The following is an 18,450-nucleotide window of genomic DNA, read 5'->3' on the forward strand; positions in this document are numbered from 1 at the left end:
TCAGGATTGCATGATCAAGAAACAATGGGCAGGCGCTCGCGGGCCGCCAAGGCGCATGACCCCTCCGTCGCCGTATGACGGCGACACCTCCCCAGCGAAGCTGCGGAGGAAGGAGAGGTCAATACGACCGCGGCAAGCCCAACACGTGCACTGAAATGAAATTCAGGATCATGTTGGTCGAGATCGGCGCCACCATGTAGAGCCGCGTCTCGCGGAACTTGCGCTCGATGTCGTATTCCTCGGCGAAGCCGAAGCCGCCATGCGTCTGGACGCACATGTCGGCGGCTGCCCACGCCGCTTCCGAGCCCAGCATCTTGGCCATGTTGGCCTCCGCACCGCACGGCAGGCCGGCCTCGTAGAGCGTGGCGGCCTTGCGCACCATCAGGTCGGCCGCCTCAGTCTGGGCGTAGGCGCGCGCGATCGGGAACTGCACGCCCTGGTTCTGACCGATCGGCCGGCCGAACAGCTTGCGCTGCTTGGCGTAGTCGGTCGCTTTCTCGATGAACCAGCGCGCATCGCCGATGCACTCCGACGCGATCAGCACGCGCTCGGCGTTCATGCCACCCAGGATGTAGCGGAAGCCCTGCCCCTCGACGCCGACCAGGTTCTCCGCCGGCACCTCCATGTTGTCGAAGAACACCTCGGTGGTGTTGTGGTTCATCATGGTGCGGATCGGCCGGACGGTGAGGCCCTTGCCGAGCTCCTCGCGCATGTCGACCACGAAGACCGACAGGCCCTCGGTCCGCTTCTGGACCTGGTCGCGCGGCGTGGTGCGCGCCAGCAGCAGCATCAGGTCGGAATGCTCGGCCCGGCTCGTCCACACCTTCTGGCCGTTGACCACGTAGGTGCTGTTGTTCTTCTTCACCGCCGTCGTGCGCAACGCCAGCGTATCCGTGCCGCTGGTCGGCTCGGTGACGCCGAAGGCCTGCAGGCGCAGCTCGCCGCTGGCGATGCGCGGCAGGTAGCGCTGCTTCTGCTCGGCGCTGCCATGCCGCAGCAGGGTGCCCATGATGTACATCTGGGCATGGCAGGCGGCGCCGTTGCAGCCGGCGCGCTGGACCTCCTCGAGCACCGCCGATGCGGCCGAGATGCCGAGACCGGCGCCGCCATACTCCTCCGGAATCAGGGTAGCCAGCCAGCCGGCCTCCGTGAGCGCCTTCACGAAGGCGGTCGGGTAGGCGCGCTCGCGGTCGAGCTCGCGCCAGTAGGCGCCATCGAACCTTAGGCAGAGCTGGCGCACCGCGTCGCGGATTTCCGGATGAGTAGGAGCGTAGGGATTTTCCATGGCGGGCGACCCTAGTCTCCCGCTTTCCCCCATGCAACGCGCGCCAGCGATTCGACCAGTGCACCATGAATCTCCGCGCCGAATCCGTCGACCGTGGGCTCGCGGCGCGCGGTGACGCCGTCGACGGCTCCCGCCTGCTCGACGATCGCCCGTGTGACAGCGAGGTCGCGTTCCGCCGTCAGGAATTTGCGGATGATGCCGCTCCACTCCGCGTGCTGGACGGCGAGCGCCGCCATTACGCCGTAGGCGCCCCAGTTCGAGACGCCGGCGACGACCAGGTGGTCACAGGAGGTCACGCAGGCGATCTGCTCGCCATTCGGAACGCTGCGCGCGATGAGCCCGGCGGGCAGTCGGCCCATGCCGATCTCGTTGCCGCCGTCGCCGATCGCGATTCTCGTCCAGTCGCCACCGACGAACAGTTCGTCGAGCGGCGCCGTCCAGGCCGAGACATCGACACCGCGCATGTTGCGCGGCCGGCCGTCGGCGCTGCGGCCACACCGCTCGATGGCCACGGCGTGACTGACGCTCGCCTCTTGCCACGCCCGGATGACACGCGCGATGCCCGCGGCATCGACAACGCCAACCTCGTCGACCGTCACGCCGCCGCCGGCCGTGGCGACCGCCGCGCGCACGGCATCGGCGCAGGGCGTGTCCACGGCGATGCGCACCGGCAGGCCGCAGGCCGCCAACGCGCAGGCCAGCAAGGCCGACCCGACCGGCCCGTCGGTCTCCGGCGCCGTCACGCCATCGCGTGGCACGAAGAATCCGGTGATCAGGCCGACGCTGCGAGCGCCCGCCAGGGCCCGCGCGGCATCGCCCAGGCCGCCGGCGCTGGCGGCGATCAGGTCCGCCGTCTTGCGACCAACGTCGCGGCAGACCAGGGCCTCGATGGCCGCGACACGCCGTGCGCTCTCACTTGTCCTTTGCGACATACACTCCCGTCCAGCCGATCGGCGCTTCGTCGAGCAGGCCGTCGATCCTCACACGCATCATCTCGTAGTATCCCTGCCGCCAGCCCACCGCGGCGGCGGCGTCCTCGCACTCCTCTATCATGCCGAGCGCCTCGGCAAAGCCCCCGGCCCTGTACTGGGCAAGAAACACGGTCTGGCGTTCCACGAGGGCCTGGAAAGCCGGCATCTTCGCCATGGCGGGATCGCCGACGAGGGCGAACGCACGCTGCGCTTCGGTCTTGCCCTTGACCATGAGGAGATCGAGCTCGATCGCCGCGTAGTGCGGCACCTGCGCCCTCGTCGTCTCCCCGATGATGATGCCCACTCCATAGGTCTTGCACTGGCCTTCGAGGCGTGACGCCAGGTTCACGTCGTCGCCGAGGCAGGAGTACGTGAAGCGCTGGGTCGAGCCGAAATTGCCGACCGAGGCGTGTCCCGTGTTGAGCCCGATGCCGATGTTGACCGGAATGTGCCGCCTGCCTTCGGCAGTCGCCTCGGCCTCCCATTCGGCGTTGAGCGCGGCGAGCCGATCCTGCATGGCGAGTGCCGTCTCGCAGCCGCGCGCCGCGTGGCCCTCCACCGCCAGGGGGGCGTTCCAGAACGCCATGATGGCGTCGCCCATGTATTTGTCGATCGTGCCACGGTGCGACAGGATCAGGTCGGTCATGGGGGTGAGAAAGCGGTTCATGAACCGCGTCAGGCCGTGCGCGTCGAACTGCTCGGAGATGCGCGTGAATCCCCGGACGTCCGTGAACATCACGGTGATCTCGCGCACCTCGCCGCCGAGCTGCAGCAGCTCGGGATGGCGGGCCAGCTGCTCGACCACATCGGGCGAGAGGTAAAGACCGAAGGCGCCGCGGATCTGGGCCCGCTCGTGCTCGGTGCGCATGAAGGCCAGCGCGGTCCCGGTGACGTAGATGCCGGCCAGCGTCACCGGGGGATAGATCGGGTCGAACAGCAGGCGATATTCCGAGAAGGCGAGCCAGGGAACCGCCAGCCCCAGGCCGATGCCGGCGGCGGCGACCACGGCCATCTGGCCGGCCGTCAGGCGCGGCAGCGCCCAGACGAACAGGACGCCAATGGCGGCCAGATAGAGAAACTCGGCGCCGTCGGCGAAGTCCGGTCGACTGAGATACTGCTGCTCGATCATCTGCTCGGCGAGCTGCGCCTGTACCTCGACGCCCGGCACCGAATCGCTCACCGGCGTGCTGCGCATGTCGCGCAGGCCGATGACGCTGGTCCCGACGAACACGATCCTGCCCTCGAGCTGCTCGGCCGGCACCTCGTCATGCATGACCGCCCGCGCCGAGATGAAGCGTTCGCGGCGATGCCCGGTGTCGTACAGGGTCAGGCGGCCCCTCGCGTCGGTCCGGACCTCGACATCGCCGGTCCGGATGGCGACGATGCCGGTGCGCTCGCCGAAGGAGAGCTCGCCGCTGGCACCCGAGGACTTCACCAGATAGGTGCTGGCGCCCTGGGCAACCCGCAACGCCTCGATCGACAGGGCCGGGAAGAGCCCGTCCTGGCCGGCGACGCGGTACAGCATGGGAATGCGCCGGATGACGGCGCTCTCCAGATCCGTGTTGATGCTGCCGTTGCCTTTCGCCGCCGCCTCGAGCAGCGGGATGGGGCGAACCGTTCCCTGCTGCATTGGCAGGAATTGCGCGGGATCGTCCCCGGCGAACGCCGTTCCGTGGTAGCGACGAGGCGCCTGCGACGTCGCTTTCGGATCGAAGCCGAAGCCCAGCACGACGCTCGACTGCGCCATCGCATCGGCGAGGACCTGATCGTTGTCCTGGATGGCCGCGGCGAGCTTTGCCACCGTCTCGGGGTCGGTGTAGGCGACAAGGTCGCGCACCATGCGGCTCATCGACGACCGGTCGGGCTCGGCGAACACCACGTCGAAGGCGATCGTCGCCGCGCCCTTCTCGGTGAGCTTGTCGACCAGGCGGGCGACGATCGTGCGCGGCCACGGCCATTGGCCGTATTCGGCAAGCGAGGCCTCGTCGATGTCGATGATGCGCACCGGCGTCGCCGGATTGTAGACCCTGGGATCCAGGCGTTCGTAGACGTCGAAGGCGAAATCGCGCAGGCGCGACAGTTCAACGGGATCGGCCGCACGCAGCGCCAGAGCGCCGATCAGCACCAGCAGGGCGGCCAGGAACGGCATGCGCGCATTGTTGCGACCGAGCAGCCAACCCATGCGCATTCGACGCCCGACCCTCCTGAGATCGTCACTTTACGGAAGGTCGGCTCGCAAGCCAAATAGCGCACCTTGTCGACGACCCCTTCCGCATCATCGACCGTCGCCGGCATCTACGCGCGGTTGGGCGCCCTTGCGCTTTTCGCGACGCTCGATGCCCTGGTCAAGTGGCTGGGCGATGCCTACGACCCGTTCCAGATGATGCTGTTTCGCAGCACCGTCGCCCTGGTGCCGCTGTACTTCCTGTATCGCGCCGAAGGCGGCATCCGGCTCATCCGCAGCACGAGGCCCATGCTGCAATTCCTGCGCATCCTGTCCGGCTTCGGCAGCCTGTTTGGCTTCTTCTACCTGTTGCCCCGGATGCCGCTGGTCGACCTCTACGCGATCTCCTACGCCGCGCCTCTGTTCATGGTCGCGCTCGCCGCGGCGATACTCGGCGAGCAGGTCGGCTGGCGGCGCTGGAGCGCCGTCGGCGTCGGCTTCGTGGGCGTGCTGATCATGCTCGAGCCATGGACCATCTCGATCCACTGGCTGTCCCTGGCGGTGCTGCTCGCGACCTTCAGCTACTCCGTATCGACCGTGCTGACCCGGCTGATCAGCCGCTACGACCACGATGCCGCGACCATTTTCTGGTTCTGCCTGTTCGCCAGCCTGGTCTCCCTGGCAGGCGCCATCCCGAACTGGAAATGGCCATCTCCTGCGGACTGGTTCTGGCTGTGCTCGCTGGGGCTGATCGGCGGCGTCGGCCAGATCCTGGTCACTCGGGCGCTCCGCCTCGCCCCGGCCTCGACCCTGGCGCCGTTCGACTACAGCTCGATCGCGCTGGCCGTCCTGTTCGGCTATCTGTGGTTCAGGGAAGAGCCCTCACCGGCCGTGTGGTTTGGCCTGCCCCTGGTGATCGGATCGGGCCTCTATATCCTCTACCGGGAGCGCGTTCGCGCCCGCAAGGCCCGGCAGGCCTCCCGGGCGGCCGTCGCCGCCCACGTACGGCATTGACGAACAGGCGGCATTGACGAACGGGCCCGCCAACCACATTTTGTGGGCATGAGCGAGACTACCTTCTCCGTTAGCGACAGTGCCGCCAGGCGCATCGCCTTCCTGGCCGCCAAGGAACCGAAGCCGGTCATGATGCGCGTCGCCGTCCTGGGCGGCGGCTGCTCAGGCTTCCAGTACAATTTCTCGTTCGAGGAACAGCGCAACGAGGACGACCTGCTGATCGAGCATGGCGGCGCCTCGGTGCTGGTCGACAGCACGTCCCTGGAGCTGCTGAAAGGCAGCCAGCTCGACTACGTCGAGGAAATGGTCGGTTCGGCCTTCCAGGTGAAGAACCCGAACGCCACCTCGTCCTGCGGCTGCGGCAACTCCTTCAGCGTATGAGTTGGCAGCGGTTGAGCCGGCAGCGTATGAACTGGCGGCCCTTGGTCCGGCCGCGATGAAGATCGCGACCTGGAACGTCAATTCCGTCCGCCGGCGGACCGGCAACCTCGTGGCGTGGCTGGAAAGTGCGCGGCCCGATGTCGTCGTCCTGCAGGAGCTGAAGGCGCTCGAACCCCAGTTCCCGCGATTGGAGGTCGAAGCGGCCGGCTACAAGGCCGAGATCGTCGGCCAGAAGGGTTTCAACGGCGTCGCCCTGCTGTCCCTCCACCCGGTCGAGATCACCGCCCGCGCCCTGCCCGATGCCGCGGCCGACGAGGCGGCGCGCTACATCGAAGGTCGCATCCAGACCAAGGACGGGCCCCTGACCGTCGGCGGCCTCTACTTGCCCAACGGGAACCCGATCGGTACCGACAAGTTCACCTACAAGATCGCCTGGATGGAGCGCCTGCGGCAGCGGACGTGCGAGCTGCTGGCGCGCGAGGAGATGTTCGTGCTGGGCGGCGACTACAATGTCTGCCCGACCGAGATGGACGTCTACGACCCCAAGGCGTTCGCCAACGATGCGCTATGCCAGCCGCTATCGCGCGCTGCGCTGCGCCGCCTGCTCAATCTCGGACTGACCGACGCAGTGCGCGCCTTCGATCCGGAGAGCGTCTGCTACACCTTCTGGGACTACCAGGCCGGCGCCTGGGCCAAGAACTGGGGCCTGCGCATCGACCACCTTCTGCTATCGCCGCAAGCCGCCGACCGCCTGACGGCGGCCGGCATCGACAAGGTCGAACGCGGCAAGGTCGAGCCGTCGGATCACGTCCCGGTCTGGTGCGAGCTCGAGCTGGCGGCCTGAGCTGCGCCCTCCACCCCAGCTTCGCTGGGGAGACACCCAGCACGCCCGGCGCGCCACGATGCTGAGAAAATCGGGGCGGTACCCGCACCAATTTTCATAGGAGGTGTCGCCATTATACGGCGACCTGCCTCCGCCGAAGCGAAGCCGCTTCGGCTTCGCGCAGGCAGGCGGAGGGGCCAAGGTTCGGACCGCGGGCGTCCCGCCCGCTCAACTGCAACCATGAGCGGGCGGGACGCCCGCGGTCCGCATGACTCATGCCCCCACCGCCCCGAATGACGGGGCACCACCCCACCGAAGACGCAGGGGAGGAGAAATCACACTTCGCCCGATCCGATGACGCCGCCGTCGGCGATGATGCACTGGCCGCAGACGAAGGCGCCGGCCCTGGAGGCCAGGAAGACCGCGACTCCGCCGATATCGTCGGGCTGGCCGATGCGCTTCAGCGCCGCCTTGCTCTCATTGGCGCCGCGGATCTGCGGGCTCTCCCACAGTGCGCGGGCGAAGTCGGTCTGGATCAGGCCAGGCGCGATGGCATTGACGCGGATGTTGTGCTTGCCCCATTCCATGGCGAGCGACTTGACTAGCGACAGGTCGGCCGCCTTGCTCATGTTGTACGCTGCGATGTGCGCCGAGCCGACCAGCGCACCGATCGACGACACGATGATGAACGCGCCGTCGCGCCGCTCCGCCATCTCCGGGCCGACCAGGTTCATCAGCCACAGGTTCGACATGACGTTGTTCATCATGATCTTCTGGAATACGTCCTCCTTCAGCCCGGTCAGCGGTCCGAAATAAGGGTTCGAGGCGGCATTGCAGACCATGATGTCGATCTTGCCGTAAGCCTTGCGCGCGGAGGCCACCAGGTTCTCGAGCTGCGCCCGGTCGGAGATGCTGGCGGCGACCGCGGTCGCCTCCCCGCCTTTGGCCTTGATGCCCTTCACGACCTCTTCGCAGGCCGGCAGCTTGCGACTGGAGACGACGACCTTGGCGCCGTGCACCGCCATCTGCTCGCAGATCGAACGGCCGATGCCGCGGCTGCCGCCCGTCACCACAGCCACCTTGCCGCTCAGATCGAACATCATCGCGCCGTCTCCTCGCCCTCGATAATCCCATCAGATCGCGGGCGACCTTAGCGGCGCGCGGACGAACAGCGCAATCAGCTCGACATGCGGCGACCACAGGAACTGATCGATCGGCAGCAGTTTCTCCAGACGGTAGCCGCCGTCCTGCAGCGTACGCGCGTCGCGTGCGAAGCTCCCCGGATCGCACGAGCCGTAGATCACGCGTGGCACCTTCGACTTCGCGAGCTCGCCCGACTGCGCGATCGCCCCGGCGCGCGGCGGATCGAGGTCCACGGCATCGAACGCGTCGAGTTCCTTCGCGGTGAGCGGATTGCGGAACAGGTCTCGCCGCTCCGCCATTACGGTGCCAGCGGGAAGTCGCCGGCGCGCCGCGTCGATCGCCGCCACCGCCGACCGGTCGCTCTCGAACAGCGCCACCATCCCTGCCCGGCCGAGCGACAACGCCCCGATCCCGGCGAAGAGATCGACAAGCCGCAATGCATCGCCCGCCCATTCGGAAACAGCCGCTCGCATCGCCTGTTCCGCCCGCTTCGTCGCCTGCAGGAACGCACCGGGCGGCGGCTCGATTCGCGCCGCACCGAACAGCAGGAGCGGCGGGCGCCGCACGACGATCGGCTCGGCAGTCGTTCGATCGCCAAAGCTCAACCGGGCAAGATCCGCGCGCTCGGCAAACGCCACCAGCTCCTGGCGCCTGTCGAGGCCGAGATCGAGCCGCCGGTGTGGCCGCAGCAGCAGGTCGATGCCGTTGTCAGTCTCGTTGGCGATCGCGTCGGCGGCTCCTCCGTCGGGAAGCACTTTCGCCGCTACCGTCCGCAACGGCTCGAGCAGCGCAGTCAGAGCCGGGCGCAACACCGGGCAGGTCTCGACATCGACGACTCGCGGATTGGCGCGCTCGTGGAAGCCCGCCAGTACGCGCCGTCCCTGGCGTCGCACGACGAAGTCGGCACGCCGTCGTTCGCCCGGTACACCAGTCACCGGCGGCTCGAAGCGCGGGCTCTCGACGCCGCGCTGCGCCAAAGCCCGCGCGATCAGGGCGACCTTCCACGCGGTGTAGGCGTCACGCCGCCAATGCTGCAGGGTGCAACCGCCGCAGGTGCCGAAATGCCGGCACGGGGGAGCCTCGCGATGGCGCGACGGTGACAGGATTTGCTCGAGCTCGCCGACTATGCCTTCGCCTCGCTTGTCGCGCGGACTTGCCTCGACCGTCTCGCCCGGCAGGGTGAAGGGCACGAACCAGCGCTGGCCGTCGATCTCGCCGATGCCGTCGCCGCGTGACCCGATCTCCAGGATGTCGAGCCTGACGCTCACACCCTTCTCACCCCAGCCAGCTCCGGGCTGGACGCAATTCGCCGACCAGCAGGCCGACAACGTTCCTGACCGGCGGCTTCAAGATCTCCGCTCCGAGCCCTGCCGGCAGCACGCCGAGATGATCGAGCAGCGCCGCCATCGCAACCTCGGAGGCGCGCGCCGCGCCGTCCCACATCTTGATGGCGATCCCGAGACCCAGGGTCGGCAGCATGCCGCAGAACACGCCCTCGGCGCCCGTCTTGATCTGCGCCACGCCGGGCAGCGCGGCATTGATGCGGGTGCAGAAGCGGCCGGTGCCGGCCATCATGAAGGGCTCGGCGTTCATCGCGGCGCGGATGCGGGCCGCAGCGTCGGCATGGCGGCTCGACAGCCGGGACGGATCGGCCATGCTCGCCATGGCGCGCGCCAGGCTCACGAGCGGCGTCGCCAGCGTGGGGATGCCGCAGCCGTCGGTGCCGTGCGGAAAGGCGTGGGCATCGGCGCCACAGAGCTCGGTCATGACATCGCGCAGGCGGCGTTGCACCGGATGATCGTAGCGGATGTAGCCGCGCGTCGGTTCGCCGTGCTGCACCGCCGTCGTCAGGAACCCGCTGTGCTTGCCCGAGCAGTTGTTGAAGGCCGGTGTCGGCGTCTTGCCCTCGCGCACCAGCTCCTCGAGTGTCGCCGGCAGGCGCGGCGGATGCGTGCCGCATTCGAGGTCGCCCTCGCCGAGCCCGACCCGTGCGAGCCAGGCACGCACGGTCTCCACGTGGCGCTTCTCGCCACTGTGCGAGGCGCAGGCGAGCGCGATGTGCTCGTTGCCGAGGCCGAAGCGCTCGACCGCCCCACTCTCGACGAAAGCCATCGCCTGGATCGGCTTGTTCGCCGACCGCGGCAGGATTGGCGTTTCGATATTGCCCCACGAGGTGACGACCGTGCCGTCCGCCTTGACGACGGCGGCGATTCCTTCGTGACGGCTCTCGACCACCGGCCCACGCGTCACCTCGATCGCTACCACGCTACTGCTCACCACTGCCGCTCCAGCTTGACCGCCGTGACGTTGTCCTGATGCTCGACTGCGGCGGCCAGCACGGCATCGATAAGGGCCTGCACCGGCCGCACCGCGGCGGCCGCGATCTCCGCTTCGCTCAGCGACTGGACCCCGTCGCTGCACAGCAACAGGCGCGCATCGCGCTCCAGCTTGCGACTACCCCGGTCGATCAGGGTGAGCTTCTCGCCCATCACGGCCTCGCGCAGCGTATGCCGCGCCGGATGGTGCTCGGCCTCCTCGGCCGTCAGCATGCCGCGTTTCACCATCGCCTCGATCTGCGGCACCATCGAATGGTCGGCATTGAGTCGCTCGATACGGCCCAGCGAAACGAGGAAGAAGGGCGAATCGCCGACGCTGATCCAGCGCACCTCGTCGCCGCGTACCTGCGCCGCCACAACGGTCGCCCCCATGCCGGCGAGGTCGGGCTTGCCGGCGGCCCCGCGGCGGACGGCGTTGTTGGCGTCCTTCAGGCCATCCGACAGGCCGCCGCCCTGCTCGATCGAGTGCACGAAGGTCTCGACAACGATCTTGCTCGCCACTGCACCGCCGGCGTGGCCGCCCATGCCGTCGGCCACCACGGCGAGCAGCGAGCCGTCGCCCAGCGTCTTCAGCGCCCAGCTGTCTTCCTGATAGGGCCGCGCACCCTGGTGCTGCCCCCCCTCGCCCCGCCAGCCGCTCGCCATGGCTAGTGCCAAACCGCCGGCAGCTTGCTGAGGCCGCGCAAGGTGAAGGTGTGCCGCCAGGCGGGCGTGTCCTTCTCCGGCAGGCGGATGTTCGGAATGCGCTCGATCAGCGCCGTGAACACCAGCTCGGCCTCGAGGCGAGCGAGCTGCGCACCGAGGCAGTGATGGATGCCGCCGCCGAACGACATCGGCCGAATATGCTCGCGTGTGACGTCGAGCTGGTCGGGATCGGGGTACTGCGCCGGATCGCGATTGGCCGCGCCGAGCAGGGCAATGATGCTCTCGCCCGGGCCCAACCGAACGCCGCTCAGCTCGACCTCGGTATTGGTAACGCGCCCGGTGAGCTGGACCGACGAATCGTAGCGCAGCAGCTCCTCGACCGCGTTCGGGATGAGCGAGGGATCGGCCTTGAGGCGTTCCCACTGGTCCGGCTGGCGATGCAGCGCCAGCAGGCCGTTGCCGATCAGGTTGGTGGTGGTCTCGTGGCCGGCGCCGAACAGCAGGCCGATATTGGCGTCAAGCTCCTCGGGCGAGAGCTTGTCGCCCGCCTCCTCCGCCCGGACCAGCTCGGTGGTGAGGTCGTCCCTGGGCTCGCGCCGACGCAACTCGCACAGCTGCTTGAAGTAGACGCTCGCCATCTGGGTGTTGCGGTTGGCCTGGTCGAGCTCCTCGCGCGTCAGCGGCACCGGGTCGATGATCCGCCCGTTGACGTTGCTGCCCGCCAGGAAGGGCGCGCGATGCTCCTCGGGAATGCCGAGCATGTCGCAGATGACGATGACCGGGAGACGGTGCGCGAGGTCGCGCATGACGTCCATCTCGCCCTTGTCGATCACCCGGTCGAGCTGCTCGTCGACCAACGCCTTGATGCGCGGCCGCATGTCGGCGACGCGGCGCGCCGTAAAGGCCTTGTTCACCAGGCCGCGCAGGCGCGTATGGTCGGGCGGATCGAGCACCAGCATGGTGCGCGCCAGGTTGGCGATCGCCGGTTCGTCGAGGCCCGCCTTCTCGCCGTAGCGACGGCGCATGTTGCCGACGAAGTCCTTGCCGAACCGCCTGTCGCGCAGGATCAGGGCGACGTCCTCGTAACCGGTCGCCAGCCAGAAGCCCTGCGGCGTCTTGTAGACCGGCGCCGTCTCGCGCACCCGCCTGTAGTACGGATAGGGATCGGCGATGAACGCCGGGTCGAGCGGATTGAAGGCGAGCGCAGCCTGGTCGGCGGCGGGCGGAGAGAGGTCGTTCATGCCCGCCCCCTTTAGCACGATCCCTCTTGCCGCGCGAACGACCGCCCCCCTAGCATGACGCCATGTTCTCCCTGACCCAGGGCTTGCGACGTGCCGTGCAGACCAAGCCCCATGGCATGGCTACCCACTTTGCCGGACGTCGCTTCACCTGGACGCAGACCCTCGATCGCGTGAGCCGCGTTGCCGGGGCGCTTTCCGCACTGGACGTGCAGCACGGCGACCGGGTTGCCATCCTGGCCCTCAACAGCGACCGCTATCTGGAGCTGATGTATGCGGTCCCTTGGATCGGCGCGGTGATGGTGCCGCTCAACACACGGCTGGCGCCCAGGGAGATCGAGTACATCCTGACCGATTCGGGCGCGTCCGTGCTGTTCGTCGACACCGCCATGTCGAACCATCTGGCAGCCCTCGAGCACAGCATGCCGGACGTACGCGAGGTGATCTGGCTCGACGACACCCCGCCGCCGTCGGGCCTGCTGCGCTACGAGGATCTGGCGGCCTACGATCCGGTCGACGATCGCGGCGCGGCCAACGACGATCTGGCCGGCCTGTTCTACACCGGTGGCACCACCGGGCGGTCGAAGGGCGTCATGCTCAGCCACACCAACCTGGTGGTCAATGCCCTGAACGGCGTCGCCGGCATCGGCTTCAGCTCGGACACGACCTACATCCATTCCGGCGCCATGTTTCACCTTGCCGACGGCGCCTCGACCTTCGGCGTGACAATGTCGGGCGGACGGCACGCCTTCGTGCCGCGCTTCGAGCCGGTCGAGGTGCTGCAAACTATCCAGTTCGACCGGGTCACGCACGCGCAGTTCGTGCCGACGATGATCAACATGCTGGCCAATCATCCCCGCCTCGCCGAGTTCGACATCTCCACCCTCTCGCTCGTCCTCTACGGCGCCTCGCCGATGCCCGAAGGAGTGCTGCGCAAGGCCATGCAGGTGATGCCGCATGTCCGGCTGCTGCATGCCTACGGCATGACCGAGGCCTCGCCGATCGTGACGCTGCTCGATCCGCGCTATACCACGCTCGAGGGCAAGTATGCCGGCCGGCTGAAATCGTGCGGCCAGGCGGCGCTGGGCTGCGAGGTCAAGGTGGTCGACGCCGACCGGCGCGAGGTACCGCGGGGCACCGCCGGCGAGCTCGCCATTCGCGGCGCCAATATCATGAAGGGCTACTGGAAGAAGCCGGCCGAGACCGCCGCGGTGCTGGCCGACGGCTGGTACTATTCCGGCGACGGCGCGACCATGGACGAGGAAGGCTTCGTCTACATCGTCGACCGGCTCAAGGACATGATCATCTCGGGCGGCGAGAACGTCTATTCGGCGGAGGTCGAGAACGCGATCTCGCTGCTCGACGGCGTCGCCGAGGTTGCCGTGATCGGCGTTCCCGACGCGCACTGGGGCGAGCGCGTGCACGCCATCATCGTGCCCAAGGCCGGTGTGGCGCTCACCGAGGACCAGGTGATGGCGCACTGCCGCGCCCACATCGCCGGCTACAAATGCCCGCGCAGCATCGACTTCCGCGACCAGCCCCTGCCCCTGTCCGGCGCCGGCAAGGTCCTGAAGCGCGATCTGCGCGAGCCCTACTGGAAGGGCCTGACCAAGGCGGTGAACTGACTCATGGTCTTCCGGACCGCGGGCGTCCCGCCCGCTCATGATCATGTGCGGGCGGGACGCCCGCAGTCCGGAAGAGGATGGCCTACACCAGCGGCACGTAGTCGTACTCGCCGACCCCTTGCAGGACCAGGAACGTAAGCGAGCCAGTGCCGGCATTGGTGACGAGATGCGGTCGGCCGGCGACGGCGACGTAGCTTTGGCCGACGCCGAGCCTTACCTCCTCCTTGGGCTTTTGCAGGAAGAGCCGCATCTCCCCCTCGAGGACATAGAACGTGTCGGCGATCTTGGTGTGATAGTGCCAGGGCACGGTCTGCGTCGGCGAGAGTTGCAGCTCGCTGATGCGGAAGCCGGGCCGCTCGGCGTGACGGGCGCGCCGCTCGACCTCGTAGAGATGGTCGGCGTTTGCGACGGGCTTGAGCCTGTGTTCTGAGCTCATGGTGCGATCCACCCTTGGCTGAAGCGTATCACAGCGCTGCCAAAAACGCGCTAGTGTGCGGCGCAGTGAAACCGTATTGGCAAGTCCCCGACAGAATAACAGGAAAGCCGATGCTTACGATCTACGGTGTCTATCGTTCGCGTGCGTCGCGCAACATCTGGCTGGCGGAGGAGCTTGGCCTGCCCTTCAAGCTGGTGCCGGTGATCCAGCATTACCGCCTCCCCGACCCGACCGCTGCCGGAGCGCCGCTCAACACGCGGTCGCCCGACTTCCTCAAGGTGAATCCGAACGGCCACGTGCCGACGATCGACGACGACGGGTTGGTGCTGCATGAGTCGCTCGCCATCAATCTCTACCTGGCCCGCAAGCACGGCGGCCCGCTGGCGCCGGCGAACCTCGCCGAGGACGGCGAAATGACGATGTGGGCCCTGTGGGCGGCGACCGAGCTGGAATCGCAGGCCCTGACGATCATGTATCACCGGGTCGGCGGACCGGCGGGCCTGGTGAAGGATCCCAAGGTCGCCGATGCGGCCGTGGCGGCCTTGCGGGGGCCGTTTGCCGTGCTCGACCGCGCCCTTGCCAAGAGCGGCTTCCTGGTCGGCGGCCGCTTCACCGTGGCCGACATCAACACGGCCGAGGTCGCGCGCTATGCGCTGGCCGCGCCCGAGCTGTTCGAAGCCGCTCAAAACGTGAAGAAGTGGCTCGCCGCCTGCCAGGCCCGCCCCGCCTTCAAGAAGATGTGGGCCGCCCGCGACAAGGAACCAGCGTAGGTCGGGCGCGGCACGTAAGGCAGCGTTTACCCATCATGCCGTCAGGGCACTCGCATATGGCAAAAAATTCCGTCATCCCGAGCGGAGCCGCCCGATCAGGCGCTGTTTAAAGCGCCATTGGCGGCGCAGTCGAGGGACCCTTCTTACTGATGCTGCAAGAAGAAAGGTCCCTCCACTGCGCCTCCCTAATTCTCGGCTTCGGTCGGGATGACGGAATTTTTTGCCGTATGTGAATGCCCTGCGTCATGCCGGGACAACCAGTCGATCGACCGAGGGCGCGAAGCCGAACTCCTCGTAGAAGCGGCGGGCGTCGCGATTGAAGGCGTGCACCGCGACCTCCAGATGAGTTGCGTGACGGCGGCGCGACCAGTCGCGCGCGGCGTCGAGCAGTTGCCGGCCGATCCGCCGGCCACGCTGATCGGCGCGGACGACGAGATTGTCGACCTCGACGACGCGGCGTGGCACGGCACCGCTGAAGGTGGAGGCCGGCCGCGTCAGAAGCACGGCAAGACCGACGACCGCTTGCCCATGCTGCGCGACCAGCACCGTCGAGTTCGGCGCGATCAGCCACTGCTCGATCTGCTCGCGCGTGCGCGCCGGTCCGTCGAAGGCGCGAAAGAAATCGGGGCGGGAGCGCCGATGGATCTCGTCGAGCTCGTCGAACAGCCCGATCAGCGCCTCGTAATCGTCGAGACTCGCCTCGCGGACGCAAACCACCCTGGCGGTCATGCCGCCAGGACCAGGCGATCCGTCACGGTGGCGAAGCCGAAGCTCTCGTAGAACCGACGCGCCTCGCGATTGGTGCTGCCGACCACCACCTCGACCTGGGTGGCGCGGCGCTGGCGCGACCATTCGACGGCGGCGGCCAGCAGGCGCCGGCCGATGCGGCGGCCGCGCTGATCCGCCCGCACCACGAGGTTGTCGACCTCGACCACCTTTTGCGCGCCGCCGCCGGCCAGCGGCGTGACGTGCGTCACCAGCACGGCGACGCCCAGCACGCCGTCCTCGCTCTGCGCCACCAGCAAGGTGGTGCCGGCGCTCTCCAGCCAGGCGAGGACCTGCTCGCGCGCATGATCGGGATTGTCCAGGAGGCCGATGACGGCCTCGCAATCGCGCGGCCCCGCCGGGCGCACGCGAATGGACGGCGGCGCCAGCGGCCGGCGCAGTTCAGTTTCAACGATCGACATCTCGTCCTCCGTTTGCGGTCCCGCCGCGGCCCGGAGGCCCTCTCCAGAAACACAGAAGCCGCCGGGAAGCGGCGGCTTCGTCAGGTCACAACCCTTCGCGCCGCCTATTTCAGCAGCGTAAAGTACCAACCCTTCAGGTTCGTGAGCATGGCAGCATAATGGCCGCGCGCGACCGAACTGTCAAACATTCTGCCGATGCTCTTCACTCCTCCGCAGCGTCTTCGCTGGGGGGGAATGATGGCGGCATCCCACACTCGACATCGATCGTTGCCGGTCGCCATGATGCAACACGACGTCGAGGTGCCGTGCATGAAGTTCCGTCTCGCCACAGCAGCGCCCTGGTGGCGCCCTGCCAACGGCAATCTCCTCAGGATCCAGGGCGGACGACCGCTCGTCGGGACCTATCCCATCAGCGGTGCCAAGAACGCCGTGCTGCCCTTGATGGTGTCGGCGCTGCTCACGCCCCACCTGGTCACCTTGCGCAACGTGCCGGCCAATCTCGACGTGGCGGTGCTGGCCGCGTTGTTGCAGCGACTCGGCTGCGAGATGCACTGGTCGACGCGCGCCGGCGATCTCGCGCTCACCCTCTCGGCTGACCGCATCCGTCCCACCGGCATCGACGCGGACCTCGTCGCGCGTATGCGCGCCTCAGTGCTGCTGCTCGGTGCGCTGCTGGCGCGCTGCGGCGAGGCACGGCTGCCGATGCCGGGCGGCGACGCGATCGGCCTGCGGGCGATCGACTTCCATATCGCTGGCCTGCGCGCCATGGGTGCGGTCGTGGCCCTTGAGGGCGGCCTGATCCACGCCAAGGCACCGGCCGGTCTGCACGGTGCCGACATCCTGCTGCCGCAACCTTCAGTCGGCGCGACGGAGAACCTGCTGCTGGCCGCCGTCCTGGCAGATGGAACGACGACGATCCGCAACGCCGCGCGCGAGCCGGAAATCACTGATCTTGCCGCTTGTCTGATCACAATGGGGGCAGGGATCACGGGACTCGGATCGCACGTGCTGACCGTGACCGGCGGCAGAGCGCTCGCCGGCGCAGTGCACGGCGTCATGCCCGATCGCATCGAGCTCGGCACCCTGGCCTGTGCCGCCGCCATGACCGACGGCGAGCTGATGCTGCCGCACGGCCGCCTCGACCTGCTCGGCACCGCAGCAGAATCCTTCGCTGCTGCAGGCGTCGACCTCCGCGAGACGGAGGGCGGCCTCATCGCCCGACGGGCGAATGCCGGGCTGTGCGGGATCGACATCACGACGCAGCCCTTTCCGGGCTTCGCCACCGATCTGCAGGCGCCGACGATGGCCTTGCTGACCCTCGCCGCGGGGGCGAGCACAATCTCGGAGACGATCTTCGAGCAGCGCTTCCGCCACGTCGACGAGCTGCGCAAGATGGGCGCCGACATCGCCGTCCATGGCCGTACCGCGCGCGTGCGCGGCGTCGACCGGCTGCGCGGTGCCGCCGTCACCTGTACTGACGTGCGGGCCGCGGCCGCGCTGGTCCTCGGTGCCCTGGCCGCATCGGGCGAAACCGTTCTCGACGGGCTCGACCACCTCGACCGGGGTTACGATCGCATGACCGGGAAGCTCGCCGCCTGTGGTGCCGCCATCGTCCGCACCGATGGCTAGTAGAGGCCGGGGACGAGGCGCCACGTGCGGGCGCGATAGGCGTCGTACTCGGCGCCGAACTGCGCGCGCAGCAACGCCTCTTCCGACCGGAGGCGCGCCACCACCGGAACCAGCATCAGCGCTGCCGGCAGCACGCCGACGAGAGAGCGGAACGCCAGCGCCCAGCCCAGCGACATGATGAGCAGACCGAGATGCTCGGATTGCGGATCGTGCCGTAGAGGCCGCTGGTCACCAGCGTGTGGCCGGGCTGGATCGCCACCAGCCCGCTGAAACGGCGACCGAGCACGAACACCGGTCCCAGGCGCTGCACACCGCCGCCGGCGTAGAGGATCACGCCCAGCCATCGCAGAGCCTCGCCATCGACGCCCAGAATTCCTTGCGATCGGTGTAGGCCGGCAACCAGGCCGACAAGAGGCCGATCACGCCGAACGCCAACAGGACCCAGCGATTGCCGCGGTCCTCGCGCTCGGCCGGGCTGAGATTGCCCGAGCTGAACTGGGCGGCGGCCGTCAGGGCCACCGTGATCAGCGCAAGCGCGACCAGCGACGGATGAGCGACGAACGCCGAGAGACCGCCCTCGCCCCACACGGCAAGGGCGAGATAAAGGGTGCCTGCCGCGGCGGAGACAAGTCCCAGCCTGAACGTCGACATTCCCGCGATTTGGCGACGATGGGCACGCTTCTCAAGCTCTCCTCCCCAGCCCAGCTGGGGAGGTGTCGCCGTCTTACGGCGACGGAGGGGTCATTGCTGGGAGCGCGCCACTCCGATGGCGCTCTTCTTGATGACTACACATCCCATGAGCA

The 18,450-nt window shown here is 68.0% G+C and carries 19 protein-coding genes; 6 read left to right on the plus strand and 13 right to left on the minus strand.

The annotated features are described in order from the left end of the window. Positions 1-118: 118 nt before the first annotated feature. The 3 genes from AB7O82_RS17670 to AB7O82_RS17680 are packed head-to-tail and all read right to left on the minus strand — an operon-like array spanning position 119 to position 4,444. A complete protein-coding gene (locus tag AB7O82_RS17670) occupies positions 119-1,285 on the minus strand; it encodes an acyl-CoA dehydrogenase family protein (protein ID WP_428619873.1) in 1,167 nt (388 codons plus the stop codon). 11 nt (positions 1,286-1,296) lie between these two features. Then, the gene (locus AB7O82_RS17675; RefSeq protein WP_428547786.1) at positions 1,297-2,217 is read right to left on the minus strand and encodes a glutamate cyclase domain-containing protein; all 921 of its coding nucleotides are present in this window, start codon (positions 2,215-2,217) and stop codon (positions 1,297-1,299) included. Then, positions 2,198-4,444 (minus strand): CHASE2 domain-containing protein, encoded by a 2,247-nt coding sequence (locus AB7O82_RS17680; protein WP_428547789.1) that lies wholly within the window; start codon positions 4,442-4,444, stop codon positions 2,198-2,200. Before AB7O82_RS17680 ends, AB7O82_RS17675 begins: the two co-directional genes overlap by 20 nt. 66 nt (positions 4,445-4,510) lie before the next feature. On the opposite strand from AB7O82_RS17680, the gene AB7O82_RS17685 reads away from it, so the two are divergent. From AB7O82_RS17685 to xth, 3 genes are read left to right on the plus strand one after another with little or no spacing between them, the layout of a single operon-like run. Then, on the plus strand, positions 4,511-5,434 hold the full coding sequence (locus AB7O82_RS17685; RefSeq protein ID WP_428547792.1) for a DMT family transporter: 924 nt from the start codon (positions 4,511-4,513) through the stop codon (positions 5,432-5,434). A 48-nt stretch (positions 5,435-5,482) separates the two neighbouring features. Beyond that, complete coding sequence (erpA, locus tag AB7O82_RS17690; protein ID WP_428547795.1) at positions 5,483-5,815, plus strand: iron-sulfur cluster insertion protein ErpA; 333 nt, start codon at positions 5,483-5,485, stop codon at positions 5,813-5,815. Between the two features lie 55 nt (positions 5,816-5,870). Beyond that, positions 5,871-6,659, plus strand: coding sequence for an exodeoxyribonuclease III (gene xth, locus AB7O82_RS17695; RefSeq protein WP_428619874.1), 789 nt, complete (start codon positions 5,871-5,873; stop codon positions 6,657-6,659). 314 nt (positions 6,660-6,973) lie between these two features. Here xth and AB7O82_RS17700 read toward each other — a convergent pair whose 3' ends face one another. From AB7O82_RS17700 to AB7O82_RS17720, 5 genes are read right to left on the minus strand one after another with little or no spacing between them, the layout of a single operon-like run. After that, complete coding sequence (locus tag AB7O82_RS17700) at positions 6,974-7,741, minus strand: SDR family NAD(P)-dependent oxidoreductase (RefSeq protein WP_428619875.1); 768 nt, start codon at positions 7,739-7,741, stop codon at positions 6,974-6,976. Positions 7,742-7,771: 30 nt separating this feature from the next. Next, positions 7,772-9,049, minus strand: coding sequence for a class I SAM-dependent RNA methyltransferase (locus AB7O82_RS17705; protein ID WP_428546268.1), 1,278 nt, complete (start codon positions 9,047-9,049; stop codon positions 7,772-7,774). Positions 9,050-9,056: 7 nt separating this feature from the next. Next, the gene (locus AB7O82_RS17710) at positions 9,057-10,058 is read right to left on the minus strand and encodes an asparaginase (protein ID WP_428546271.1); all 1,002 of its coding nucleotides are present in this window, start codon (positions 10,056-10,058) and stop codon (positions 9,057-9,059) included. Then, a complete protein-coding gene (locus AB7O82_RS17715; RefSeq protein ID WP_428546274.1) occupies positions 10,055-10,762 on the minus strand; it encodes a PP2C family protein-serine/threonine phosphatase in 708 nt (235 codons plus the stop codon). Before AB7O82_RS17715 ends, AB7O82_RS17710 begins: the two co-directional genes overlap by 4 nt. 2 nt (positions 10,763-10,764) lie before the next feature. Next, a complete protein-coding gene (locus tag AB7O82_RS17720) occupies positions 10,765-12,003 on the minus strand; it encodes a cytochrome P450 (RefSeq protein ID WP_428546277.1) in 1,239 nt (412 codons plus the stop codon). Positions 12,004-12,065: 62 nt separating this feature from the next. On the opposite strand from AB7O82_RS17720, the gene AB7O82_RS17725 reads away from it, so the two are divergent. Then, positions 12,066-13,625 carry a long-chain-fatty-acid--CoA ligase gene (locus AB7O82_RS17725; protein WP_428546280.1) on the plus strand — a complete coding sequence of 520 codons (1,560 nt, stop codon included), beginning with the start codon at positions 12,066-12,068 and terminating at the stop codon, positions 13,623-13,625. Between the two features lie 82 nt (positions 13,626-13,707). Here the strand turns inward: AB7O82_RS17725 and AB7O82_RS17730 are convergent, their stop codons facing one another. Continuing rightward, complete coding sequence (locus tag AB7O82_RS17730; protein ID WP_428546283.1) at positions 13,708-14,061, minus strand: cupin domain-containing protein; 354 nt, start codon at positions 14,059-14,061, stop codon at positions 13,708-13,710. Between the two features lie 110 nt (positions 14,062-14,171). On the opposite strand from AB7O82_RS17730, the gene AB7O82_RS17735 reads away from it, so the two are divergent. After that, entirely contained in the window at positions 14,172-14,831 is a 660-nt protein-coding gene (locus tag AB7O82_RS17735; protein WP_428546286.1) for a glutathione S-transferase family protein, read from the plus strand. A 243-nt stretch (positions 14,832-15,074) separates the two neighbouring features. On the opposite strand, the gene AB7O82_RS17740 is transcribed toward AB7O82_RS17735, so the two are convergent. Continuing rightward, positions 15,075-15,560 carry an N-acetyltransferase family protein gene (locus AB7O82_RS17740; protein WP_428546289.1) on the minus strand — a complete coding sequence of 162 codons (486 nt, stop codon included), beginning with the start codon at positions 15,558-15,560 and terminating at the stop codon, positions 15,075-15,077. After that, on the minus strand, positions 15,557-16,018 hold the full coding sequence (locus AB7O82_RS17745) for an N-acetyltransferase family protein (protein WP_428546292.1): 462 nt from the start codon (positions 16,016-16,018) through the stop codon (positions 15,557-15,559). Before AB7O82_RS17745 ends, AB7O82_RS17740 begins: the two co-directional genes overlap by 4 nt. 309 nt (positions 16,019-16,327) lie before the next feature. Here AB7O82_RS17745 and murA point away from each other — a divergent pair, with 309 nt between their 5' ends. Continuing rightward, positions 16,328-17,647: a UDP-N-acetylglucosamine 1-carboxyvinyltransferase gene (murA, locus tag AB7O82_RS17750; RefSeq protein ID WP_428619877.1), complete on the plus strand. Its 1,320-nt coding sequence runs from the start codon at positions 16,328-16,330 to the stop codon at positions 17,645-17,647. Positions 17,648-17,762: 115 nt separating this feature from the next. On the opposite strand, the gene AB7O82_RS17755 is transcribed toward murA, so the two are convergent. Then, positions 17,763-17,981: a hypothetical protein gene (locus AB7O82_RS17755; RefSeq protein WP_428546298.1), complete on the minus strand. Its 219-nt coding sequence runs from the start codon at positions 17,979-17,981 to the stop codon at positions 17,763-17,765. Next, a complete protein-coding gene (locus tag AB7O82_RS17760) occupies positions 17,978-18,298 on the minus strand; it encodes a hypothetical protein (protein WP_428546301.1) in 321 nt (106 codons plus the stop codon). The genes AB7O82_RS17755 and AB7O82_RS17760 overlap by 4 nt, the downstream gene beginning before the upstream one ends. Positions 18,299-18,450 lie beyond the last annotated feature (152 nt).

This window comes from Reyranella sp. (genome assembly GCF_050185545.1).
Lineage (GTDB): Bacteria > Pseudomonadota > Alphaproteobacteria > Reyranellales > Reyranellaceae > Reyranella.